This window comes from Cedecea colo (genome assembly GCF_011808225.1).
Lineage (GTDB): Bacteria > Pseudomonadota > Gammaproteobacteria > Enterobacterales > Enterobacteriaceae > Dryocola > Dryocola colo.
In genome coordinates this window covers 24,786-47,542 of the sequence record NZ_SOYS01000015.1, presented here as the reverse complement: position 1 = coordinate 47,542, position 22,757 = coordinate 24,786, and the positions used below count along the sequence as shown (strand labels likewise).

Below are 22,757 nucleotides of genomic sequence, written 5' to 3'. Positions count from 1 at the left end.
TTGACGGTTCTGCCCCACAGCCACCCCCGCAAACAAAACAGGAAAAACCAGCCAAGAATCGGGCTGGATGCCAGCCACCAGATATTGAATGCAGCCAGTGCCTTAACCATGCCTGACGCATACAGAATAAACAGCAAAATACCCACAACCGCGGCAACAGCACCAGCCAACAGCCATCCCGTAAAAGATGGTTCAGGAGGCAACTCCATCGTTGTTGCTTTCGTCCTTTCCCAGCCCATTGATTATCCTACGGTGCTGTTCTGAGCACTTGAAATTACAGTACAACCGCACTGACATTTACAACCATCGACGACAACAGCGCGACAGTTAAATGTCCGGTGCGGTGATCCTTCCACGATAGGATTAGTTCCATGCCCATCTACCGGACAACTCACCATATCACCCACTAATGCGGCTTTTTTCCCGTCGACAGTAATATTGGAAGAGGCGGAGATCACTTTTCCGCCGTGAGAAGTATTGTCACCAAGCAAAACTAAGCCTTTTGTCATGTTGAATACTCGAAAAATAAATAAGAATCAATTAACATTCATTTTGTCGATCTTATCAAAATCAGGAAAAAGAGTTTTTTCAGGAGCAACACTCCCGTCCGGATAAATGATTTTTGGATATTTATCTTTTATTTTTTTCTCTAACCCGACAAAACTTGTTATTTTCCTCTCATCTAGTTCAGGGGAAAACTTCACAGAACTAATCTCACCAACACGCAATGACAGGAAATCTTTTTTACCAATTAGAGATAAGCTATTCTCTACCCCCCCTATTTTCTTCTCTCTTATATAAGGATAATATTTCGGAGATAAATCTACATCTCCAGTGACAAAGGTAAATTGTCCATTTCGGGAAGCATCATTATCAAAGGCGAGGGTCACACCTACCGCCGTACCAGGAACAAGATCCTTGCCAAGATGTATAGCATCTATATATTCGATACCTAAATTGACCGCACTCAACGTCCATTTGCATGAACCGCCACCGGTCATGACCACTTTTGCCTTCCAGATCTCCCCGCTCTCTTGCTGCATGGGGATTCCAATAAAGTTGTAGCTGGGTTCTGTGATAACAGAGCCATCAAAGCCACTGATTCTCTTTTTCATGCATTCATACGAGATGTATCTGACTTCCAGCGGGAAGGGTTTTGTATACTGAGACGGGTTTTTTACTTCAAAATTGGCCCATTTTGTATCTGGCGGTGGAGATAACGTTTTGTTTACGGCCCGGCTCATACTGCAACCCTCCACAGTAAATAACATCAGAGAAAGCAGAATAATTTTTGATTGATTAGACATTTTTCATTACCTCTGCTCTATATCAAAAAAATCATAAAAACGCGTTACAGGCCTGTAATTATAACAATTAATTAGCCTGATACGTTTAGCAAAAAAAAACGCTATCATTTTTACTTTTTAACATTCATTTTATCAATCTTATCAAAATCAGGAAACACAGTGCCATCGGATATAACACTGCCATCTGGATATATTATTTTAGCGTGAACACCTTTGATCTTTTTTTCAGGCTCAATATATCTAATTATTTTACTTTCATCCAATAACGGCTCAAATTTTATATTATTTACATTAGTAACCTGACTTAAAATAAAGTCATGCTGGCCTAAAAGAGTTAAGTCATTCCTATTACGAATTAATTTCCACTCTATTATATATGGATAATATTTTGGAGATAAATTTAAATCACCAAAAGTTGCAGTATACTGCCCGTTTCTGGAGGCATCATTATCAAAAGCGAGCGACACCCCCACCGCCGTACCAGGAACAAGATCTTTGCCAAGATGTATAGCATCTATATATTCGATACCTAAATTGACCGCACTCAACGTCCATTTGCATGAACCGCCACCGGTCATAGCCACTTTTGCTTTCCAGATATCCCCGCTCTCTTGCTGCATGGGGATCCCGATAACGTTATAGCTGGGTTCCGTAATAACTGAGCCATCAAATCCACTGATTCTTTTTTTCTTACATTCATACGAGATGTATCTGACCTCAAGAGGAAACGGTTTCGTATACTGAGAAGGGTTTTTTATCTCAAAATTGACCCATTTTGTATCTGGCGGTGGAGATAACGTCTTGTTAACGGCCTGGCTAACACTGCATCCTGCAGAGGAAAACAACACCAGGGAAAGCAGAATAATTTTTGATTGATTATACATTTTCCATTACCTCTTCTCCATATTGAGCAAACCGCAAAAGCGTATCATTGCCAGACGGCATAGATAATGTTGGAGTCAGCGATATTCCCAACAAGCCTTCTATATTGAGGAAAATTTCATTTCTGGATAATTCATCATTCGGTATATCATTTTTATTTTCTGCCATCTGCTCCCTGAATGCATCCACATTATACCGGTGCTCAGTAAATGTGCGTTTTTCCACTATGCCGGCATTATCAATCAACTCTAACACCTTGTTATACATATAGGGCATATAGGACGTCATAAGGTGTTCAAAAATATTTAAATTAATCCCTCTGTCCGGGTTGCTACCTTTAGGGAAGAAATTTTTTAAATCCGATTGCGTCAATGATGCTTTAAATTCTTTCTGTTTCTTACCGGCCTGTTGCATCTCTTGTTCCGCCAGAGCGGGTACCAGATAAAGCTTAGCCTTTAGTGGAAGTGGATTTCTGATGGTAATGCACCCTGCAGGAGTTGGGAGATCCCTCTTACACTCATTCCATTCCCGGCTCTGTGTGGCTGTGAGAAAGGCAACCGTATTGCCGTGGTGCCAGAAGCAGTCTCCCCAGGCAACCATCTGGTAAGCGAGAAGCTCACCCAATGACCAGAAAAAGCCCAGCGTTTCACCAAACCATCCCCATATTTTATATAACTCGTTATCAAGGTTGGCTTCTGCGGGTACGGCTGGAATAGGATCATTATCATTCACATGACGGTAATGGGTAATCTCCGACAATTGCATCACTGCATTACGTGTAAAAGTTCGTGGCATTCCATAGGTATGAAGAACTGGATTAACATTCTTTAACTTTACCGAATGTATTAATGCCAGCGCGCCCCCTAAGCTATGGCCACAAATAAATAGCTCACGCTCACCTGCCAATTGTTCAAATTTTGAAACTTCTTTACTAAATTTTTTTTCAACTCTGTTATATCCACTCCAGAACCCAGTATGCACTTTCCCAGCAGGTAGTAACGGAGTGCATTGCGTTTTATCTATATCGCATAATTCTGAATTTATCGGCCTAAACGCAAGATCCGTCCCCACATCAAACAAACTGGCCGTTCCACGCCAAGCGACAATCACCTTATCCGCGTTATAAACATAATAAAGCTGCGTATCACCGTCTGCCTTTGTTGTAGCGGTATCATCCTCTCTCTGTGCTGTTCCAAGTGGGTCCTTCTCGTCTTCCTTAGGTGACGTGTCTCGTGAGGTATCCATAAATACCGGGGGGTAATACCGTTCACTAAAGGGAACATCTTGTACTAGCATATTCCATGCGGAACCATCTTTATAAAGCTGAGGTAAGCGTGAAAGATCCTGACACTGGTTAATAAAAAAGCGTGTAATTGACACCGTATCCAGAGTACTGTCGTCTGCATAGGCAAGCGTTGCTGCCGCACCAAGATTAATTCCGTTCGCAATGGAATAGTCCTTTTGATGATGCAGAACAAGCTCCCATGCTCTGAAAGGGCATATTTCTATTATATGACGCTTTTCAAGTTCATTCGTTCGGAATTTAAATCCCTTAAATGCTGTTTTTGCAGGAAAGTGGTATGCAGGTAACATTTCCCCAGGTCTTAATTCTAGGTTTGGTGAACTCTGACAAAGTTCACCGATAATGGCATAATGCCAGATATACCCTTTCTCTTCAGCTTCAGGACGCACAACAGAATCATTTTCCGCATCGCGGCTAACGCGTAAGGCACGTTTTTCCATTTCCCTGGCCAGTTGATTGCCATCTAACGTCAGCCTCAGCTCCAGACCGTGCGGCATGTCGACCCTGATTAGCCCGTCAGCATCGCTCTGACCAGAATAAGTGAATCCCTCCACCGGCCCGGAAACAGGATGAGCACTTTCAACAGTCCATGGCATATTCACCACGGGATCGCCCTGCTCATCAACCAGTTGAAATTCGACCCAGTAGGGCATTTGCTCGTCACATGGAGCATGGGGGTTTTTACGGCAGAGTGAGGATACAGCGGTAGTCATGTTATTCGCCCTCCTGGCTATCAGCAATATTTCGCGGATATTCGATTTTTAACTGCGATGGCATAGACGTAAATATTGGAGAAGTCTCTCCTTCTGCACCGGAAATGCCCTCATAAACCTCCCCTTCAGCCGTTGTAATTTTATATGTGGTGAAAGGCTTTACTGCTCCGCTGGCCGATGATGTTGTGATAAACCCTTCACTGTACCCTTTTGGAAAAGTCACTGGTGGTGTATCTAAACTGGCAGGACCTGTCTGATTAACATTGGTCGCTTTCAGCAAAATATTTCCCGGACATCCCAGTTCAATATTCCCGCCGCTAAGCTTTATATAAGCACCACCGCAACTTAAAATCAGTTCCTTGCTGGCATTCACCTTCACGCTTCCCTGACCACTGGCGACAGTGATGTCCTGTAATGCTGAGACATTCATGGCGTCAGCTTGTGCCTGAATATCAACCTTCCCTGCCCCTGCATACATTTTCATTCCTGCAGCCTGTGCAAACAAACTTACAGCCTCGCTTGCCGCCACAGTGAACGATTGCCCGGTGCTGATATCCGTGTTTTTACCTGACATGAGGCCAATACTTGCTCCGCCTGAAGCAAGCCGGACAGCCTCAGGACTGAGAATACCTATACCAGCAGGTGCACTGGCCAGCATTCCTGGCATTTTCAGATATTTCAGTGAGCTGTTTAGCGTCTTTTGGCTGTCGATGTCAGATACTGTTGCCTGTGCCCCTTTCGCTGCTGCCTGGAGGCTTCTTGCCAGCGTGAGTGCCTGTTCCAGTTGTTCTACAGCCCTGTCCATTTCAAGCATTTTACTGCCGACGTCAGGCTGAGCATCTGCAGTAAGCAAAACGCCCTTACCACCACGGACGCTGACCCAGTCGTTAGTACGCAACTCTGCCCCCTCGCCACGAAGAACCCTGGAAGCATTGACGTTGTGCCCTAAATTCAGTTGGGTCTTGCCGCCATACTCCGTACTGAGCTTAACGTGCTCTTCACCGCGCTTATCCTCCATCCGCAGTTTGTTCAGGCCGGCTGTGCGGATAACGTTGCGCGTGCTGTTGGCTTCAGTGACGTGGTCAACGTGGCGGGAGTCGTGCAGAGCATGGGCAATATACGGACGATCCGGATCGCCCTCATGGAACGCAATGGCGACTTCAGTGCCCTGTATCAGCGGGAAGTGGAAGCCGTATTTGTCACCGCCGTAGGGTTTGGCAAAACGTACCGGCATACTTTCCATGCCCTGGCGCTTGTCGTAGCGGTCAGCATCGAATTTCACCCGATACATCCCGGAGGCATCCTGCCAGGCGTAGATATCGTTGTCTTTCGCGCTGGTGACGCGGGCCATCAGCGTACCACTGACCACCGGGCGCTTTTTAGCGGCAGGACGCCAGCAACGGTTCTCGTAATACGGCATCGCTACCCATGTCACTTTCAGGGCATTCTTACGGCTGGCGTAGTAGCCTGTGCGGATAATAACAACACCGTTCTCCGTTTCACGCGGCAGCGTTGGCGGGATAGCCATTTCGGTAATAGTCAGTACCTGCGCCGGGCCGAGAGTGTGGTCGGTGCTGCTACCGGTCACAGTGGTCTGCCCGGACAGGAACCGCTCATGCTCCAGACGCGCCCAGAAGTTACCGGTTTCTGCCGTCGGCGTGATTTTATCGCCACGTTCAAGATGACGTGGGCGGTAGTGATACACATCACCGTAGGTGTTCCCCTCCCCGTCACCGCGGGTCATGTCCGCCGGAACAGAGGTCAGGATATTCTGTGCTTCGCGGTGGTTGTAGTCGCTGGCCGTGACTGAACGCTCCACCACGTTATGCCAGATGTGCACATTCCACACCGAGTCGGCCGCATTATCATTCGCCCCTGACGGGCTGTTCAGCGGCAGCGTTTTACCGAATGTCCAGGCACTTTGCTTGTCCGCAAAGTGCACCACTTCAGTCTGGGTGTCTGGCTGGAGAGTGAAAAAGTAAAATATCCCCACTTCGGCCAGCAGGCGCTCAATGAACGCAAGGTCGTTTTCCTGGTACTGGTTAATCTGCTCGCGTTTTGGATAGCCGTCTTTGAGGGTAAACTCATACTCCCAGCCTTTCAGACCATGTTCCGTGAGCACCTCAGCGATCACTTCCGGTACCGACTTGTTGACGAAAAAGCGGTGTGTACGGAACTGATTGCCCAGCAGCGCCAGAAACGGCTCCAGCACAATGCAGTACTGCGCTTCATCTGCTGAACCACCGGTACGCTCGAAATGCGTCACCACCCCATGAACCACCTTGCGCTCCGTCAGGGAAAGCAGGTTGCCCGCCCCCATGGTCAGGGTCGCCGGCTTGCTCAGCATCTGGCGGGCATCAATGTTCTTGTCGGCACTGGTGAAGTTGATGGTGTAGCTGTACAGCGCGCTCATCGCTTCTGAGCCGCTGAAACCTTCCACGTCAATATTTGCCACACACGATGGAATATCCAGTTGGTAACGGTTTAGCGGGGTTTGGATTAAACTACTCAGTGTATCTGTCAGGCTCACGATCTTTACTCCGTGTAATATTTCAGCATCCTGAATGACCAGTGATGGAGAGAAAGACAACGACATAAGGTTTAAATTATTTTATTTAGCGACTCCACCGTATAGCCACGTTATCTCTATGCCTGTTGGTGGAACGTTGTAAATATCTTCCTGATTGATTTCCAGGGGGGTGACAAAACCCTACGATTATTCATCATAAACATATGTATAAGCGAACCGATATATAAGATAGCCTGCAAAAAATTCTGCTATCGAAAACATACCCCAAAAATATCTGGATTCGCTTGAAGATAAGAAAAAAAACCAAATAGTAAATGCAATACCAGAAACACCCAGCCCCATCCCCGCCCCGCGAATTAATCGGGAAAGAATTACCAGAAAAACCACCTTGATTTTCATAACCCTCCAAAAAAGTATTCGCATACCTTATCAAACTCGGCAGGATTTCTGTTTCCGACCTCACAGGCTTTTTCAAAAGGCTTAACGATATCTTCAACAATAAAATAAAGAAGATCCAGGTCACCAAGACGTCGGAGTTTATTGTGCAAAACAGGATTTCTGTCTTCGAGGTCTCTTGATGTATAAATTGCTCTGGATGTTTCAGCACCGACAGATAATAATAAACCAGCCAAACTTCCGGCAAAAAAGGCTGATACACCTCTGGATGCTATTGCTTCGCCCAGCTTCACACCCGTTAGTTCAGTAAACGCCATTTTCCCCATGAACGAACCAGAAACATTTTTCACGATAGAAGATATTTTTTCGGCGTGAATGTGTGAAATAAAATCTTCGAGAGAGATCTTAATGATTTGCTCAATAACCTGATGATTAAATACTCCTTTTTTAACCAATCGAGCCAGCCTGAATTTATCATCCAGATTATCCCTGCGATGCTCAGTATCAATAAAATCATACCCCAGATAGGCAAGACTGACTGGAAATGAAATAAAACCTTTTCCTATTGCGCCCCAAAAACCAGAGCCATCAATATTAATGGCCTCAAGCATATCTCTGGCAATCTCTTTTGCGCTGTCCATAATTGTTACCCTTTAGATAAGCCTGTTAATCAAACTCCAGCCCAATCCCTTCTTCCTCACTCCAGCCGAGCGTCAGGGAGTGCGGTTTCTGTTTCGCGGCCATGTGGGTCAGCAGCTGCTGACTCAGCACCGGCAGAATTTGTTGATTGAGCAGGCTGTCGACGTTGCGTGCGCCGGTAACGCCGGGTCTTTAAGAATATTCTCCAGCTCTTTCCTGAACGTGACGTTATCAAGAAGATTCGATTTGAGGTCGCGCAATAAATTACGCATGGCGAGCATCGCTTTCAGCTGGGGAATTTGACGGGCGACGGCCTCCGGCTCAAAGTCTTTCATATCCCGGAAGCTCAGACGGACATTGTCTTCAGAGCCATCATCGGCGAGGGTATTTTTTACGGTGAGGCTGACTTCCGGGTTCAGTTCAGAGAGAACTGAATTAAAATTGTTTTTATTAACATTTATTTTACTTCTTTCGGACAGTGTACCGGTCGCCTTTCCATTACTAAAATCACCAATACTCAGTAGCTTAAGAGGGATTTCAACCTTTTTTTGCGCGCCTCCCGTATGTAAATCTAACGAAATATTAACGCGCGCCTTCGGGATTTCATTCTGGAAGCTTTGGGACATCCACTTGTTCTCCATTTCATGTTTTATTGGGCGTCCTGCCAGTTCAGGGGGCATGCATCAGATATAACGGCAGGCCGTTTATTATTGCGTTGCATATTCAGGATGTAAACAGGACAATACCGATTTGCATACGTTATTATATATTTCCTCAGGAAAACCGCACCCTATCTCATTTAAGAAAAAAATTTCTAAAAGATTCAAATTCATTTATTAAGACTTTTCGTACCAGTAGATAACAGCACATGCTGGAAATATCCTAAAGACAGCGTCAGGCAGCTTATTGTCAATAACGATTGCATCACGCCTGCCGTGCATATATTTTGTGCGATAATGACGTGTTTCGATAACTGCATTTAATTCAGACACGTAATTATTAATTAACAAAGTAATTATTCACCCGGGCTGATTATCGTTTAAGACGGGAATGATAACGGGCAGGCGAACAGATGCGGGAACGTAAAAGTGGGTACCACTCCTGAAGCAAGAAATCACAGAATGTGCTGGACCCTCGCAGAAATGCACTACGTGAAAACGCATTACCGGGTCATGGCGTTGGCCGATATCGCCGCTCGCCTGGGCAGGACAGCCATGTCGATAAAAAGGATGGCCATACGGCTTGAATGCGCAGAGAATAAAGCACCACGCTGGAGAGAGGCAGAAAAAGAAGTCCTGTTGCGCCATTACGGCAACCGCAAACCAGTAAAGGACATCCTGGCCATGCTGCCGGGCAGAAACCGTAGCGCCGTGATGGCCATGGCAGGCAAAATGGGATTATCGCGCCCTGAAAACGCCTGGTCTCAGGCTGAACTGAGCTGCCTGAATCACCACTACCCTTCTGAAGGCCAGCAAATACTGCGTCGTTTACCGGATAAAACAGATGAAGCCATCCGCCATAAAGCCCGTGAACTCGGCCTCGCGTCGCCGGGCCATACCCTGGCTCGTCAGTGGGATGAGAAGGAATGGCTGTTACTTCGTAAAAACCGGCATCGTTCACCTCTGGATCTGCTGGCGATGTTTCCCGACCGAAGTCTGTCATCCATCAAAAACGCCCTCACTCGTCTGAAACGGGCAAAAGGCGCTGTTGCGCTCCCGACAGTACCGGCCGGCAGCAAACCGGTGACCACCGCCTGGCACGAGGATGAGAAAGCTATCCTTATCCGCTGGTACGAAACCAGCAAAACCATGGACAGCATTCTGACGATGCTACCGGGCCGGTCCCGCTCGTCGGTGTTCACTCTGGCTCGCAAGCTGGGGTTGTCCCGCCCGCTCAGCGACTGGACGGCATCAGAAATACAAACCCTCCGGGAATTCTACCCGGCGGAAGGGGGAGCCGTTGCCCGGCGTCTGAGCGGCCGGTCAGCAAAAGTCGTGGGTCAGAAAGCCTTTCAACTGGGCATTCACATGGCAAACAACACGCTGCGCAAGCCATGGTCAGCGGAGGAATGACAACGTCTCAACGCGCATCTGCATCTTTCCTTTGCGGAACTGCAAAAATTGTTCCCGGAACGCTCACTCTCGTCAGTAAAGAATGCCAGCCAGCGGGCAAAAACGCGTCAGAAAGGCTGAATCCGACCCCGGAGGCCTCTCTGGCGGGGAATGAACTTGGCCCGGCAGGTAATTCAGTAACAACAGTCTGCATTACCAGTGGGATGAGCCACCACCGGATAAAGACATTCGCATCTTATCCATAAGGATAATGTCCCCTGAAATTAAAGATAACCGGCCACAAACAAGAAATAGCCAGACATCCCCCTCCACATGAACACATTATTATTTCATCTGTTTCACCGTTCCTATTCATCAGGCAAAACTGTTTCGCACCGGTTTTGATTATTCATTACACCATCCTGTAACAAGTGCATAATTTTCTGCGAACCAGCCCGGTTATGCATAACTGACAACCACAACAATAATCCATCCAGAGTATTTTACTGATAAAGGAGAAAATAATGAATGAATCGCCACGGGTTTAGAGGCCAGTATGAGCCGTCGTGGTAACTGCCACGACAACGCAGTTGCAGAAAGTTTTTTCCAGCTACTGAAGCGTGAATCTTTTCCGGTGTGTATCTGGTTTTCCCTCCGCCCCGGCGAAATTGCTGACGTGTGGCAGACGCTTTCGAACCTTCAAAGCGGTGGATGAATTTAACCGTGAAGCCCTGGCGATTGAGGCCGATCTGAATATTTCGGGCCAGAAACTGGTCAGGACGCTGGACAGGATAGTGATAAATCGCGGATATCCACTGAAGCTACAAGTGAATAATAGCTATGAGCTGCTGTCGCTGACGCAATAGGCTGAAGAACATGGTGTAATACTGGAAGTTATTAAACCGGAAAAGCCGACACAGAACACCTTTATCGAACGGTTTAACCGGACGTACAGGACAGAAATACTGGCTTTTTATCAGTTCAGTACACTGAATGAAACAGGCCTAAAAAAGGCTGCTATTTATTTAGTACTCCTTCCTTCTGCTTCGTTTCCTGTAAAGAGTAAATTTTCATTAATTCTACGCCGTAACTACTAATGCCAGGTAAGTCCACACTGATTGCTTCACTAAAGGCGCAGCGGCGTGGACGAATGAGGATCGGCCTCCTGTTAGCCTTTATGACGCTCATGCAAAATGATCGCCATATTTTTCTTGCAGATATAACGCAAGATCCTTTCGGGGAATATTCAATATGTCAGCAGAAAAATCCTCCGCGTTGATTTTCCTGTTAATATTACTGGATAAACCTGCGGTTATTAGTTTATCAATATCGGTAGGCTGCAGATAATAATTTATTTTAAGATGGGGAATATTTTTATCCTGCAACAGCATGCTAATACGATTTGAAAAAACGATGGTCAGGAAATGATCCGAGTCTTCCAGTTTATAGGTTTCATTAATATTTACATTAAAACAATCCCCGATATCAACATAGCACCTCAGATTTGCCGCGAAAAATTTCACCTTCTCTATGCTTGAGGTGGTGACGATAGCGATGTTTTTTCTGTTGCGACCCGCCATCTTGCTGTTAATAATAAATTTCTTTAAAATCAAACTTAAAGTGGCAATTTGATTCTTATCAAATCGAACAGTATAAAGCTTTTCTGTCCAGGTTATGGCATCTTCAACGTAGGAAAAAAGACCGGGATAATGCTTCTGAGTCTTCGGTAAGTTAACGTCAGGTACATCATATAAATAGGTTTTTCGGATAATACATTTTTGAATATAAATATATATCTCATCATAAAGCTCTCGATGATGGCTAATACCCGTAATCATTTTCTCCTGCACGCTCTGAACAAACTGCGTGACCGTACGGTACAGTATAATATCGATATAGATTACTTTGTAATAATTATGGTCAAGCGAATTTATAAAATGGTTAATGAAAACGTTTTCCGCAGGACTGTTTAGCACCGGCTGCAAAGGAAATGCGATTCTCATCGCAGGCAAGCTTAATTGCGTATTATCGATGGTCAGTCTTTTTTCCAGTATCATCAGGTAAATGAGTAGCAGTTTCTTTCCTGGATAGGAAAGATTTAACTGATATTGATTTAAAATCTCATTGAAGGTATCCAGGTACCGAACAGACTGAACCACTTTATCCCCACTTAACCCCTGGTACATCAACCTTTCATAAGGGTTGTTGGCTATGCGCGGCATAAACTGATCCAACTGATTCAACTCACATATGGATGCAATAATCTTCATAATCAGAATGCGAAATGCCAGTTCATTCCCTCCGATCCTGATCCCTTTGCGGTTAATAATTTCCACATGCAGATCAAACTGCGACAAATAATCGACCAGGACTTTAAGGTCTTTCTTTTTGGTACTGAGGCTAACGCCGATATCCTGGTAAAGTTTCGAGGTATTGACGGTTCCATATAGAAAACAATAAAACAATATTAAGGTCAGCCGCTCATGTTCTGAGGAAAGATATTTATTTAAAGTAATAGCACTAATAAAATTTGCGTATTCCTTATAATTAATTCTGCAATGAAAAGCATTCCCGGCGCAGACGATGTTTTTATCATCAGGTAAATAGTAATTGATTCTCGACTGGCTTCTTTTTAAGCCGACAATACTTTTTCCCGGGAAGACGCTAACGGTATCGCTGAAGCGTAGCTCGCCGTTTTCCTGCATATAACTTAAAAAACTGATATCGAAACTGTTAATACTGATAGCCACCTCCGCTTAAACACCTCAATCATCTAAAGCATGCAAATAATATTGTCAACATATAACTTTTTAATTTGTGACGGAGCAGACATCTAAAATCCCCGCTCAGCAACTAAACAGCAGACTGATTTTAGGGGTAAATGTTGATTTTTTGCAGCCTCACAAAGTGACCTTGATGCCCTCCTCCCCTCACGTAGACTTGAGCGCGAACACTCTGTCTTTGTCCACCTTACATTTACCGTTTAGCAAAGGTTATTATGAAAGTAGAAAATATAAAGGACGGGATACAGCTCTTTGGGCGCTCTCTCCTGCTGCCCATAGCAGTTTTGGCTCCTGTTGGCATGATTATGGGAATATGCAGCGCTCTCACGCAAAGTTATATCATCAGTAAAGCGCCGTTTCTTGGCTACGAGGGTGTTCAACTTACGATACAGAGCCTGAAAGATATCACCGCCGTGCTCTTTAATAACATCCCGCTGATGTTTGCAATGGGGGTAGCTTATGGCGTGGCTAAATACGAGAAAGGCATCGCGGTCTTTTCTTCAGTGCTGGCCTACCTTACGTTGGCTATCGTGATGAATGTCTGGCTGAAACTAGACGGTTCATTAGCGAAGACCCATTTATCGGAGGTCGGCCAAGGATTGGTGCTCGGCATCCAAACGGTGCAGCTGGAAGCGATGGGGGGCATTATTTCCGGGCTGGTTGCGGCCAAAGTCACCGACAAATTCTATAAACTGGAATTGCCATTAGCTTTCGCATTTTTTAGCGGCAAAAAGTCAGTACCCATCATTACCTTCCTGTGGATGATCCCCATCGGGCTGGTTATTCCTTTTGTATGGAATGCCATCACCGATTTCCTGACCAGCATTTCGTTTGTTGTCATGAATGAAAAATTTGGCGTAGGGGTCTATTGGTTCCTGAACAGAGCGCTAATTCCATTCGGTCTTCACCATGTTCTGGATTCATTGGTGCGCTTTACCGAGGCTGGAGGCACTTATATCATTGATGGTCAGAAATATACCGGCATCCTGAATGCTACCAACAAAATCCTTTTTGATTTGGGGCCACAGGATCCGAACTGGTCGCTGATGCCTAAACTTTCTTCTTACCTGGCACCCGCCGAGATGCTAAATGCAATGTTCCGTATTCCCGCAATAGGATTGGCAATGTACCACGCGGCGTATAAAGTCAATCGCCCGGCCGTAAAAGGTATTTTGCTGACTGTGGTATTAACCGCTTTCCTGGGTAATGTTACCGAACCTATGGAATTCTCGTTCCTGTTTATCGCACCGGGTTTATTCCTGGTTTATACCATTCTTTGCGGGTTAATGACGCTGCCGCTGGCCTTCCTGCATGTGTCGATGGGCTACATTCGCGGGACTATTTTTGATTTCGGTATTTTTGGCCTGTTATATGACAATACTAACTGGATACAACTGGTATTACTAGGAGCCGTTAACTTTGTCGTATTTTATATTGTATTCCGTTTCTCCATTGTTAAATTCAATATCAAGACCGTTGGACGTGAGGAAGAAGTAAGACACAACACGTTACTTAAAGATAAGCGCTACGCGGACATTGCAGCGCTGGTTATCGAAGGGCTGGGCGGTAAGGATAATATAAAAAATGCCGATAATTGTATTACAAGATTGCGTATTGATTTGTACAACCAGCAATTAGTGGATCATGAACGGCTGAAAGACTCAGGTTGCTCCGGCGTATTCCTGCCTAAAAATAATCATATTCACATTGTATTTGGCCCTCATGTCGAGTTTGTCAAGAATGCAATTGTGGACGGGATGACCGGTAAATGAAGCCGTCTTATCCAAACTTAATACTATCCAGAGGTTGGTCATGAGTGCATTGTATGATTCAAAAACGAAATCAATAGACGATCGTGGTATTCGTGAGTTATTGACAGACAAGGTTAAATTTCAGGCGTGGCTGGATGTAGAGGCTGCGCTCGCACTGGCACAGGCCGAGCTTGGCGTTATCCCGCAACAGGCGGCGGATCGGATAGCGGCGACCTGTAAACTGGAGCAAATCGATCTTGATGAGGTGGTAAAACTTCGGGATAAAATCGGTCACGGATTCGTGCCGTTCCTGAAACAACTAATTAAAGCATGCCCCGGCGACAGTGGGAAATATGTGCATATTGGCGTGACGACACAAAATATCCAGCAGACTGCACAATTACTGGTAACCAAAAAAGTAAATAGCCGTTTTTTACTGGTGGTCGGGGAAATACTGGCTAATCTGGCTCAATTGGCAGAGCAGCACAGCCAGACGGTGATGCCTGGCCGTACTCATGGGCGTCACGCTGAACCCATTACCTATGGCTTCAAAGTCTCAGTATGGATTGACGAACTCCTGATGGCAGTCTCCCGTTTACAGGAGGCTGAGCCTCGGGTTTTCAGTGTAATGATGGGAGGGCCCGTTGGCGCTTTCAATGCCTGCGGGCAGTTCGGCCGTCAGGTACAGACCCGGGTTGCAGAACGACTTGATATGACCGAAATGACTGTTCCATCACGTAATATCGGCACGCATAAGGTTGAATATGTTATGGGGCTGTGCCTGTTAGCCAGCGTGTGCCATAAAATGGCCGAGGAGATGTACTCCACCTCTTTAGAAGAGATCGGAGAAGTGCTCGAAGGATTCACCGAAGGCACCGTGGGCAGCAGTAGTCTGCCACATAAAATCAATCCGAAACTGGCTAAGGGGATTATTGCTAACTCCCAGAAACTCTATTCTCTTCCCGCCGTGATGCTGTCATCGTGTTGCCGCCCGTATGAAGGGGATAGTTCTTCGTATATGCTGCTGGAAAATTGCCTGCATGAATCCCTGGAACTGATGACAGAGATCGTTTTACGCACTGAGGAACTGACTCGCTGCCTGCATGTTAATCAGGAAAAAATGCGCGCCAATTCTAGGATAAAGCAAGGACTGGACAACAGCGGACTGGTCATGATGAATTTAGTCCAGGCCATTGGTAAGGATCAAGCGCATATAAAAATGTATGAGCTGGCGATGAATTCAACTCTACATAATAAAAGTTTCCTGGAAAGCCTACAGGAAGATACCCAGTTAGCGGCGTTATACTCTGCCGACGAATTGGAAAATATGTTAAAACCTGAGAATTATACCGGGCAGGCCGTAGAACTGGCACGGGAAATGGCGCAGAAAGCAAAACAAGCGGCGGCTAAATTGATCGGAGGATAATAGCGAAGGTTGATAGACCGATTGAATAGCCGTTATCTAATAAGAATTTTTTCTTTTTACTGTCAACATAATAAAAATCCCGTAATCATAGCTGATGATAACGGGATTTTTGTTACCATTACATTCATGAGGTTGCCTGGATTATTTAATAATCTCAAGCCACTAACGCAATAATGTACCTTCTGCTTGCGCAGCATGCAGAATATAATTTTTACTATCATCGAGTTATGACTAACACCGCACTCAAATTAGCAGTAATTGACGTTTCAAAAATAAACGCATGCGAGGTGGTTTGATGTTTTGCCAGAAAAATATAAAGGTGACTTGAGCTAAGACAATAAAATAGTGGGAACGATGTATAGCAAGTTTTTATTTGTAATCCATTCTGGAAGGTGTTGCGTACTCCGCATATCGTGCCGAGATCCCGCCGGGCTATTGCCATTCTGAAATAGATAAAGGAGATCTACGGTAATCTGGATGTAGTCTTTCCCGGCGACCATAATCCGTATAAGCCGACGAGTGGAAAGACGATCAATCGGGCGCTGCGTTTAATGCATTGTAATATCAGCCGTAAAGGGTATGTTGCGTCATATATTTATGCGTGACAGCATTATCTGTTGACCTGACCAGCAGCCAGAACAGTTACTGGATTATGTCAGCCAGCCCCAGGGGTTCTCAACAAATACATGGAACTAAACGGGTGTTGATTAAAAACCGGAAACTAAGTCGTCCCCGGTTTAAACATATAGCTGAGCCCCTTCCAGGCATTATGGACGTGATGCCGTACCATCAGGGGTGCGGGTCATCGTCCATGAAGGGATGCCGCCTTCACAGGGATATTTAGCCGCCAGCTGTTCATCTATATCAATCCCCAATCCTGGTTTGTCATTGATATAGGCATAGCCTTTATCAATTTCAGGACAGCCCGGGAACACCTCATACAGCGCATCGTTCATCGGCGTGTATTCCTGGATACCCAGATTTGGCGAGCTCATATCAAGGTGCATATTGGCACAGACGCCCACGGGTGAAATATCACCGGGACCATGCCAGGCAGTTCTGACACCGTTAAGCTCACTGTAGGTGGCCAGTTTTTTCGCCGGCGTGATACCGCCGATGGTGCTGATATGACAACGGATATAATCAATCAATTTGTTATCAATCAGCGGTTTCCATTCGTTAATATTAACAAAGAGTTCCCCCATAGCCACCGGCGTGGCTGACTGCTGACGTAGCATTTTCAGCCAGTCGATATTCTCCGGCGCGACCGGATCTTCAAGGAAGAAGAGCTGATAAGGTTCAAGGTTTTTCGCCATTTGTACTGCAGCGACCGGGGTAGTTCTTTCATGAACGTCATGGATAAATTCGACGCCAAAGCCCAGCTTATTACGTAAATGCTCAAATAAGCGGGGCACCGCCCGGGCGTATGCATCCGGATCAAAATAAATACCCGGTGTCTTTGTCCGTGGTGAAAATTTGGGCTGAATATTACGTGCTTTTGCCAGCTTTCCGGCGATCAGCTTCAGATCCTCAGTACCCGCTCCGCCATACATTCCCATCTGGCAACGCACATACTGATATCCTTCCTCCATACGGGCACGAATGTTGTCTTCAACTTCAACTTCATCAGCTCCGTCACAGTGTCGATACAGCGGAATGCCATCCCGACACTTTCCACCCAGCAGTTGATAAACCGGCAGTCCGGCGACCTTTCCTTTAATGTCCCACAACGCCATATCCACACCAGATAAGGCATTATTCATAACCGGACCATTGCGCCAGTAACCACTGACCGCCGCCGATTGCCAGATATCCTCGGTTCGCAGCGGATCTTTACCCAACAGGAAAGGCTTCATGTAATTTTCTATCGCCGCCTCAACGGCGAAAATCCGCTGGGTAAAGGTTGCACAGCCCAGACCGTAAAGACCCGGCTGGTTGGTTTCAACTTTTACTACTACTAAATCAATTCCGCCAGGGGCGGTAAGGATCGTCTTAACGTCCGTAATTTTCAGGGTTTCCATCAGGACCTCCGGTTTTACCACTAATATGTATGATGTCCTACAAGTTAGGATGATTAAAAAGCCTCGCGGCAGAGGCTTTATGAATTATTTATCCAGCAGTCTGGACTCTTCGATTACGTCAACGTTATGGGCCATAGCTTTATTGAGCGTCTCACTGGCGGTTGCCGCATCGCGATTTTTAAGCGCCATATAAACTTTGATATGCGCCTCAACGCTCTCCAGAGTAACGCCGAGAACCCGGTTCAGCTCCTGGAGATAGTGGATATAGATATTTTTCAGCGACTCCATGACGTGGATAAAGACTTTGTTGTGAGAGGCTTTGACAATCGCAAGATGGAAATCATAGTCAGCCTGGGAATATTTTTTATAATCGTCTTTTGTAACCAGCATGCGGTTCAGCGCCTGTTCTAAACGAGAGATATCCGCATCAGTTGCTTTCTCAACGGCCAGCGCCATACAACGAAATTCCACGGTCTGGCGGAAGACACGCATATCCTCAAACTCTTCCTGCGAAAGATGCAGAACGGGCTGGTTATCGCTGAACTCCCCAAATCTTGCCACGTCCCGGGTAACATATGTTCCCTTCCCCTGATGAGTCACCACCACGCCAAGATCGCGCAATTTCTGTACCGCGCTACGTACGCTGACTCTGCTGACGCTAAACGTCGCCACCAGCTCCGCTTCAGAGGGAAGTTTACAGCCCGGCTCCCAGACGCCGTCCTGAATATTCTTTTTCATCTGTTGGTAAATAACATTCACCACATTATGCTTTTGTACGCTTTCCAGAGTCACGGGATTCCTCATTCATCAACAGATCCGACACTATCATAGCGTTTCCAGCGCGGTTTATTCAGCAACAATTAAATTATCCGCGTGGCGCCCGGCAACCTGTCCTACAAGTTGTACCATTGCTGCATCCCGAACTGCAAGACCTTCCTGATTAATTTTTTATAACGTGAAGCACGTTGCCATAAGCTACATATTTTGTTATTTTTCATGACGTTAGGATGAAAGTACAAATATCACCTTCATCAATCTGTGAACTGCCCGACATTTTTTTTATCTTCTCATTGCGCCTTTCAGCTTCCTCAAGTAGATCTTTATCTCACAACTTGTTAGTCATCTTACATGAATAATCCAGGAGCTCTTTATGTCCTTCCTTTTTTCTCTTCACGGAAAAACGGCCTTGATTACCGGCTCTACGCGCGGTCTGGGATTTGCCTATGCTCAGGGTCTGGCTGCGGCGGGCGCATCGGTAATTATTAATGGGACTCAGGAAACACATCTTAAAACCGCCCTCAAAGCGCTTGAAAGTCAGGGGGTTAACGTTCGAGGATTTCTGTTTAACGTTGCCGATGAAGCTGCGGTGGAAGCCGTATTTGCTCAGCTTGATGCAGAAAACGTGCACGTTGATATCGTGATCAACAATGCCGGTATCCAGTTTCGCAAACCCATGCTTGAACTGGAACTGAGCGACTGGCAGCACGTTCTGGATATAAATCTGACCAGCGCTTTTTTGGTTGCCCGTGCGGCGGCTCGACGCATGGTTAGCCGTCAGAGCGGCGGCAAGATAATTAATATTGGTTCGCTTACCAGCCAGGCCGCACGCGCTACCGTCGCCCCTTATACCGCAGCCAAAGGCGGTATCAAGTTGCTGACAAAATCCATGGCCGCGGAATGGGCGCAGCACAACATCCAGTCGAACGCCATTGGTCCCGGCTATATCCTGACCGATATGAACCAGGCGCTGGTCGATGATGCCGAATTCGATCGATGGGTACGCAACAGCACGCCATCAGGGCGCTGGGGGGCGCCGGAAGAGTTAATCGGCACTGCCGTTTATCTCTCCTCGTCGGCATCAAACTATGTCAACGGCCAGATTATTTATGTTGATGGCGGGTGGCTCGCCACTCTTTAACAATACGTTCAGGCCGTCAGCAGGACAAAAAGATAGCGGCCTCTCCTTTCAATAACCTGATAAATCAGAGGTTAGTAGCATGACAACAATGAAGCCTACGCGCTCACGAATGTTAATCCTGATGATGCTCTTTATCGTCACCGCGATTAACTATATGGATCGCGCTAACTTATCCGTTGCCGGTTCCCATATTCAGGGACAATTCGAACTTTCTCCTACTCAACTGGGTCTGCTGTTTTCGATGTTTACCTGGGCTTATGCCCTGAGCCAGATTCCGGTTGGTTACATCCTGGATCGGGTGGGTTCGCGGGTGCTTTACGGCAGCGCGATTGTACTCTGGAGCGTATTCACCTTTATCATGGGTTTCGCTTCGCATCATATGTTCACCACCCTAACCGCCTCGTTTATGATGCTGCTGGTTTGCCGTGCGCTGATAGGTATCGCTGAGGCGCCCTCTTTCCCGTCAAACACAAAAATTATCGCCAACTGGTTCCCCGATCATGAACGTGCCCGCGCGACCGCATTTTACGCCAGCGCCCAGTACATTGGTCTGGCGGTATTAACACCCGTTCTCTCTTTTATTGTCGCTACCTGGGGCTGGGAAATGTCATTCTACATTTCTGGCGCGGTGGGTATTGTATTTGGTATTTACTGGCTTATCGTTTACCGCGATCCGCAACACAGTAAAAGGACTAACGAAGCCGAGCTGCGCTATATACGTGAAGGCGGCGGCTACGGCTCGGCCAGTCAGCAGGGAAACAGCACCACGGTCAACTGGATGGATGTGCGACATATTCTCAAACAACGCACCGTGTGGGGTTTGTTTATTGCACAATTTGCCGCGTCTTCCACCCTCTACTTTTTCCTTACGTGGTTTATCGTCTATCTGGAAAAAGGTCTGGGCCTGTCAATTGCCAAAGCGGGTATCGGCGCCATGTTCCCGTATCTTATGGCGATGGCGGGAGTGCTCTGCGGCGGTACGCTGAGCGATATGTTACTCAAGAAAGGGCATTCAAGAACCTTCGCCCGTAAATTGCCGGTGATGTCGGGGTTGCTGGTTACAACGTCGATTGCGCTGGTGAATTTCTTCCAGCATAGCCCGACTATCGCCATTGCCATACTTTCTATCGCTTTCTTCGCCAACGCCTTTTCAAATCTGGGCTGGGTAGTATGCAGCGACGTTATTCCCCGCCATTTAATCGGTACCGTTGGGGGAATGCTCAATATCTTTGGCAATCTCTCAGGTATTATCAGCCCGATTGTCATTGGCGTTATTTTGCAAAAAACCGACAACTTCCAGTACGCGATGTGGTATATCGCCGCCGTGGCGCTGCTTGGTTTCCTGGCTTACCTTTTCCTGGTAGACAAAATAGAAGTTATTACGCTTCCTCATTCCAAATCGAATCAGGAAAGTGCCCGGAAAGAAATCTGCGAGTCTTCTCATTAAGCCCGGGAGCCACGGATGAAAAAGACAAAACAAATTACCGCCAGCGTCGTCAGCGCCGCACATCATGTTTATAACGAACCCAGGAGCCTGGAGTATAGCGACGAGCAGGTCCTGGTGAAGGTTGACCGCGGAGGGATCTGCGGCTCCGACATTCACTATTATCAGCACGGACGTGCCGGTATGTCGGTGTTAAAACAGCCGATGATTATCGGTCATGAATTTGTTGGCCGGGTAATGGAAGCGCCGTCAGGAGGTCCGCTAAAAGTCGGGCAAAGCGTGGCGATTAATCCTTCTCAGCCCTGCAATCACTGCGAGCTATGTCAGGAAGGGAAGCAAAACCTGTGTCTTAATATGCGATTCATGGGTAGCGCGCAGTTTTTTCCTCACGTTAATGGGGGTTTTGCAGACTTTGTCGCGGTAAATTCCCACCAATGTATACCCTATTCCGCTGAGGCCGAGGCAAAAATCATCGCTTTTGCCGAACCTCTGGCGGTAGCCATTCATGCCATAAATCAGGCGGGTGATCTGACCGGTAAAAAAGTGCTGGTGACCGGCGCAGGCCCAATTGGTTGCCTGGTGGTTGCCGCGGCGCTGGCTTCAGGTGCTGCTGAAATCTTTGCGACGGATATAAGCGAACGTTGCAGAAGTCTTGCATCTCAGATGGGCGCTGCACACGCCATTGACCCTATGGATACAGCCACGACCGGGCAATGGCAGGAAAATGGGGGATATTTTGATGTTTGTTTTGAAGCATCAGGCGCACCGGCAGCAACGGCCTCGCTGGTTGGTTTCACGCGTCCAAAAGGACGTATCATTCAACTCGGGATGGGAGTGACTCATTTAGCATTTCCATTAGGTCTGCTGCTGGTAAAAGAAATTGAACTGGCGGGTTCTTTCCGCTTCATTAACGAGTTTGAGACGGCAGTTCGCTGGCTGGAAAATGGCCGGGTTAACCCTCTTCCTCTTCTGTCGGCAGAATTCCCGCAGCAGGATATCGTTCATGCTCTCGAAACGGCTGGCAATAAAAACCTGGCGGCCAAAGTTCAAATTATCTTTTGAACCGGTTACGCGGTTGTCTTTCACCGGAGGATATATCCTGCCGCCCAGCAAGGCCATTCAGATGGCCTTCTCTTTTGCTCTTTGCCCGTTTACCCGATGCCTGTGTGAATGCCCGGAATGTCCTCCATTTACATCCCTGGCCGTTCAAGGAACTGGTTCCTGCTGCCGACACCTTTATTACGCCATTTATTTCGCAAACTCAAACAGCGTACCCTGCCGCTAAAATGTGAAGAGTGTCTTTAATCCGCCACTCTCTGTTGCCGCATAGTGAAAATAAAGCAACGATGCTGCCGGAAGAGTTTTTTATCTCATTAAATTCGCCGAATCCAAACGCATTTGAAAACCGGATAAATGTTGAAGGAGTAACCTCAGAACCTCCAGCAATGATGGCCATTGTATCAAATGCAATGCTATCTGGATTAACCGGTACATATCGTGCAACCTGTTTGAGTCGCTTATTCAGACTGTCATAACGGAGACAAGTTTCTCTCATAAAGATGAACGTTGAATTCATTTTACAGCCATTATGTA

General features: G+C 46.6%; 18 protein-coding genes and 3 pseudogenes. 9 read left to right on the top strand and 12 right to left on the bottom strand.

What is annotated here, in order from left to right:
* Positions 1-264, top strand: a 264-nt coding sequence (locus E2L00_RS21435; protein ID WP_201279518.1) for a hypothetical protein, incomplete at its 5' end; no start/stop codon positions are given.
* On the opposite strand, the gene E2L00_RS20785 is transcribed toward E2L00_RS21435, so the two are convergent.
* The 8 genes from E2L00_RS20785 to tssB form a co-directional block, all read right to left on the bottom strand.
* Complete coding sequence (locus E2L00_RS20785) at positions 243-509, bottom strand: PAAR domain-containing protein (protein WP_167614913.1); 267 nt, start codon at positions 507-509, stop codon at positions 243-245. The two genes, E2L00_RS21435 and E2L00_RS20785, sit on opposite strands and share 22 nt — an antisense overlap.
* A gap of 27 nt (positions 510-536) precedes the next feature.
* Positions 537-1,307, bottom strand: coding sequence for a hypothetical protein (locus E2L00_RS20780; RefSeq protein WP_167614911.1), 771 nt, complete (start codon positions 1,305-1,307; stop codon positions 537-539).
* A gap of 110 nt (positions 1,308-1,417) precedes the next feature.
* Positions 1,418-2,191, bottom strand: a complete 774-nt coding sequence (locus E2L00_RS20775; protein WP_167614909.1) for a hypothetical protein — start codon at positions 2,189-2,191, stop codon at positions 1,418-1,420.
* Positions 2,184-4,205 carry a lipase family protein gene (locus E2L00_RS20770; RefSeq protein WP_167614907.1) on the bottom strand — a complete coding sequence of 674 codons (2,022 nt, stop codon included), beginning with the start codon at positions 4,203-4,205 and terminating at the stop codon, positions 2,184-2,186. The genes E2L00_RS20775 and E2L00_RS20770 overlap by 8 nt, the downstream gene beginning before the upstream one ends.
* Before the next feature lies 1 nt (position 4,206).
* On the bottom strand, positions 4,207-6,735 hold the full coding sequence (locus tag E2L00_RS20765; protein WP_167614905.1) for a type VI secretion system tip protein VgrG: 2,529 nt from the start codon (positions 6,733-6,735) through the stop codon (positions 4,207-4,209).
* 186 nt (positions 6,736-6,921) lie between these two features.
* Positions 6,922-7,134 (bottom strand): hypothetical protein, encoded by a 213-nt coding sequence (locus E2L00_RS20760; protein ID WP_167614903.1) that lies wholly within the window; start codon positions 7,132-7,134, stop codon positions 6,922-6,924.
* Positions 7,131-7,772, bottom strand: a complete 642-nt coding sequence (locus E2L00_RS20755) for a hypothetical protein (protein WP_167614901.1) — start codon at positions 7,770-7,772, stop codon at positions 7,131-7,133. The genes E2L00_RS20760 and E2L00_RS20755 overlap by 4 nt, the downstream gene beginning before the upstream one ends.
* 123 nt (positions 7,773-7,895) lie before the next feature.
* Complete coding sequence (gene tssB, locus E2L00_RS20750) at positions 7,896-8,396, bottom strand: type VI secretion system contractile sheath small subunit (protein ID WP_167614921.1); 501 nt, start codon at positions 8,394-8,396, stop codon at positions 7,896-7,898.
* Positions 8,397-8,891: 495 nt separating this feature from the next.
* Between tssB and E2L00_RS20745 the strand changes: the two genes are divergently transcribed.
* Positions 8,892-9,842 (top strand): hypothetical protein, encoded by a 951-nt coding sequence (locus E2L00_RS20745; RefSeq protein WP_167614900.1) that lies wholly within the window; start codon positions 8,892-8,894, stop codon positions 9,840-9,842.
* A gap of 650 nt (positions 9,843-10,492) precedes the next feature.
* Positions 10,493-10,819 (top strand): annotated as a pseudogene (locus E2L00_RS20735) (integrase core domain-containing protein); the annotation flags it as partial.
* A 186-nt stretch (positions 10,820-11,005) separates the two neighbouring features.
* On the opposite strand, the gene E2L00_RS20730 reads toward E2L00_RS20735, so the two are convergent.
* The gene (locus tag E2L00_RS20730; RefSeq protein WP_167614898.1) at positions 11,006-12,571 is read right to left on the bottom strand and encodes a helix-turn-helix domain-containing protein; all 1,566 of its coding nucleotides are present in this window, start codon (positions 12,569-12,571) and stop codon (positions 11,006-11,008) included.
* 248 nt (positions 12,572-12,819) lie between these two features.
* Between E2L00_RS20730 and E2L00_RS20725 the strand changes: the two genes are divergently transcribed.
* The 3 genes and pseudogenes from E2L00_RS20725 to E2L00_RS21770 all read left to right on the top strand — a co-directional run.
* Positions 12,820-14,376 carry a PTS transporter subunit EIIC gene (locus E2L00_RS20725; RefSeq protein ID WP_167614896.1) on the top strand — a complete coding sequence of 519 codons (1,557 nt, stop codon included), beginning with the start codon at positions 12,820-12,822 and terminating at the stop codon, positions 14,374-14,376.
* Positions 14,377-14,416: 40 nt separating this feature from the next.
* The gene (locus tag E2L00_RS20720; protein WP_167614894.1) at positions 14,417-15,781 is read left to right on the top strand and encodes a class-II fumarase/aspartase family protein; all 1,365 of its coding nucleotides are present in this window, start codon (positions 14,417-14,419) and stop codon (positions 15,779-15,781) included.
* A 395-nt stretch (positions 15,782-16,176) separates the two neighbouring features.
* Positions 16,177-16,335 (top strand): annotated as a pseudogene (locus E2L00_RS21770) (integrase); the annotation flags it as partial.
* Positions 16,336-16,548: 213 nt separating this feature from the next.
* Here the strand turns inward: E2L00_RS21770 and E2L00_RS20715 are convergent.
* The gene (locus E2L00_RS20715; protein WP_167614892.1) at positions 16,549-17,802 is read right to left on the bottom strand and encodes an enolase C-terminal domain-like protein; all 1,254 of its coding nucleotides are present in this window, start codon (positions 17,800-17,802) and stop codon (positions 16,549-16,551) included.
* Positions 17,803-17,886: 84 nt separating this feature from the next.
* A complete protein-coding gene (locus E2L00_RS20710) occupies positions 17,887-18,594 on the bottom strand; it encodes an FCD domain-containing protein (RefSeq protein ID WP_167614890.1) in 708 nt (235 codons plus the stop codon).
* A gap of 358 nt (positions 18,595-18,952) precedes the next feature.
* Between E2L00_RS20710 and E2L00_RS20705 the strand changes: the two genes are divergently transcribed.
* The 3 genes from E2L00_RS20705 to idnD all read left to right on the top strand — a co-directional run bounded on the left by E2L00_RS20705 (position 18,953) and on the right by idnD (position 22,226).
* A complete protein-coding gene (locus tag E2L00_RS20705; protein WP_167614888.1) occupies positions 18,953-19,720 on the top strand; it encodes an SDR family oxidoreductase in 768 nt (255 codons plus the stop codon).
* Between the two features lie 88 nt (positions 19,721-19,808).
* Positions 19,809-21,167 (top strand): MFS transporter, encoded by a 1,359-nt coding sequence (locus tag E2L00_RS20700; RefSeq protein WP_167614919.1) that lies wholly within the window; start codon positions 19,809-19,811, stop codon positions 21,165-21,167.
* Positions 21,168-21,182: 15 nt separating this feature from the next.
* The gene (idnD, locus tag E2L00_RS20695; RefSeq protein WP_167614886.1) at positions 21,183-22,226 is read left to right on the top strand and encodes an L-idonate 5-dehydrogenase; all 1,044 of its coding nucleotides are present in this window, start codon (positions 21,183-21,185) and stop codon (positions 22,224-22,226) included.
* A 301-nt stretch (positions 22,227-22,527) separates the two neighbouring features.
* On the opposite strand, the pseudogene E2L00_RS20690 reads toward idnD, so the two are convergent.
* Positions 22,528-22,740: pseudogene (locus E2L00_RS20690) on the bottom strand (MurR/RpiR family transcriptional regulator); the annotation flags it as partial.
* Positions 22,741-22,757 lie beyond the last annotated feature (17 nt).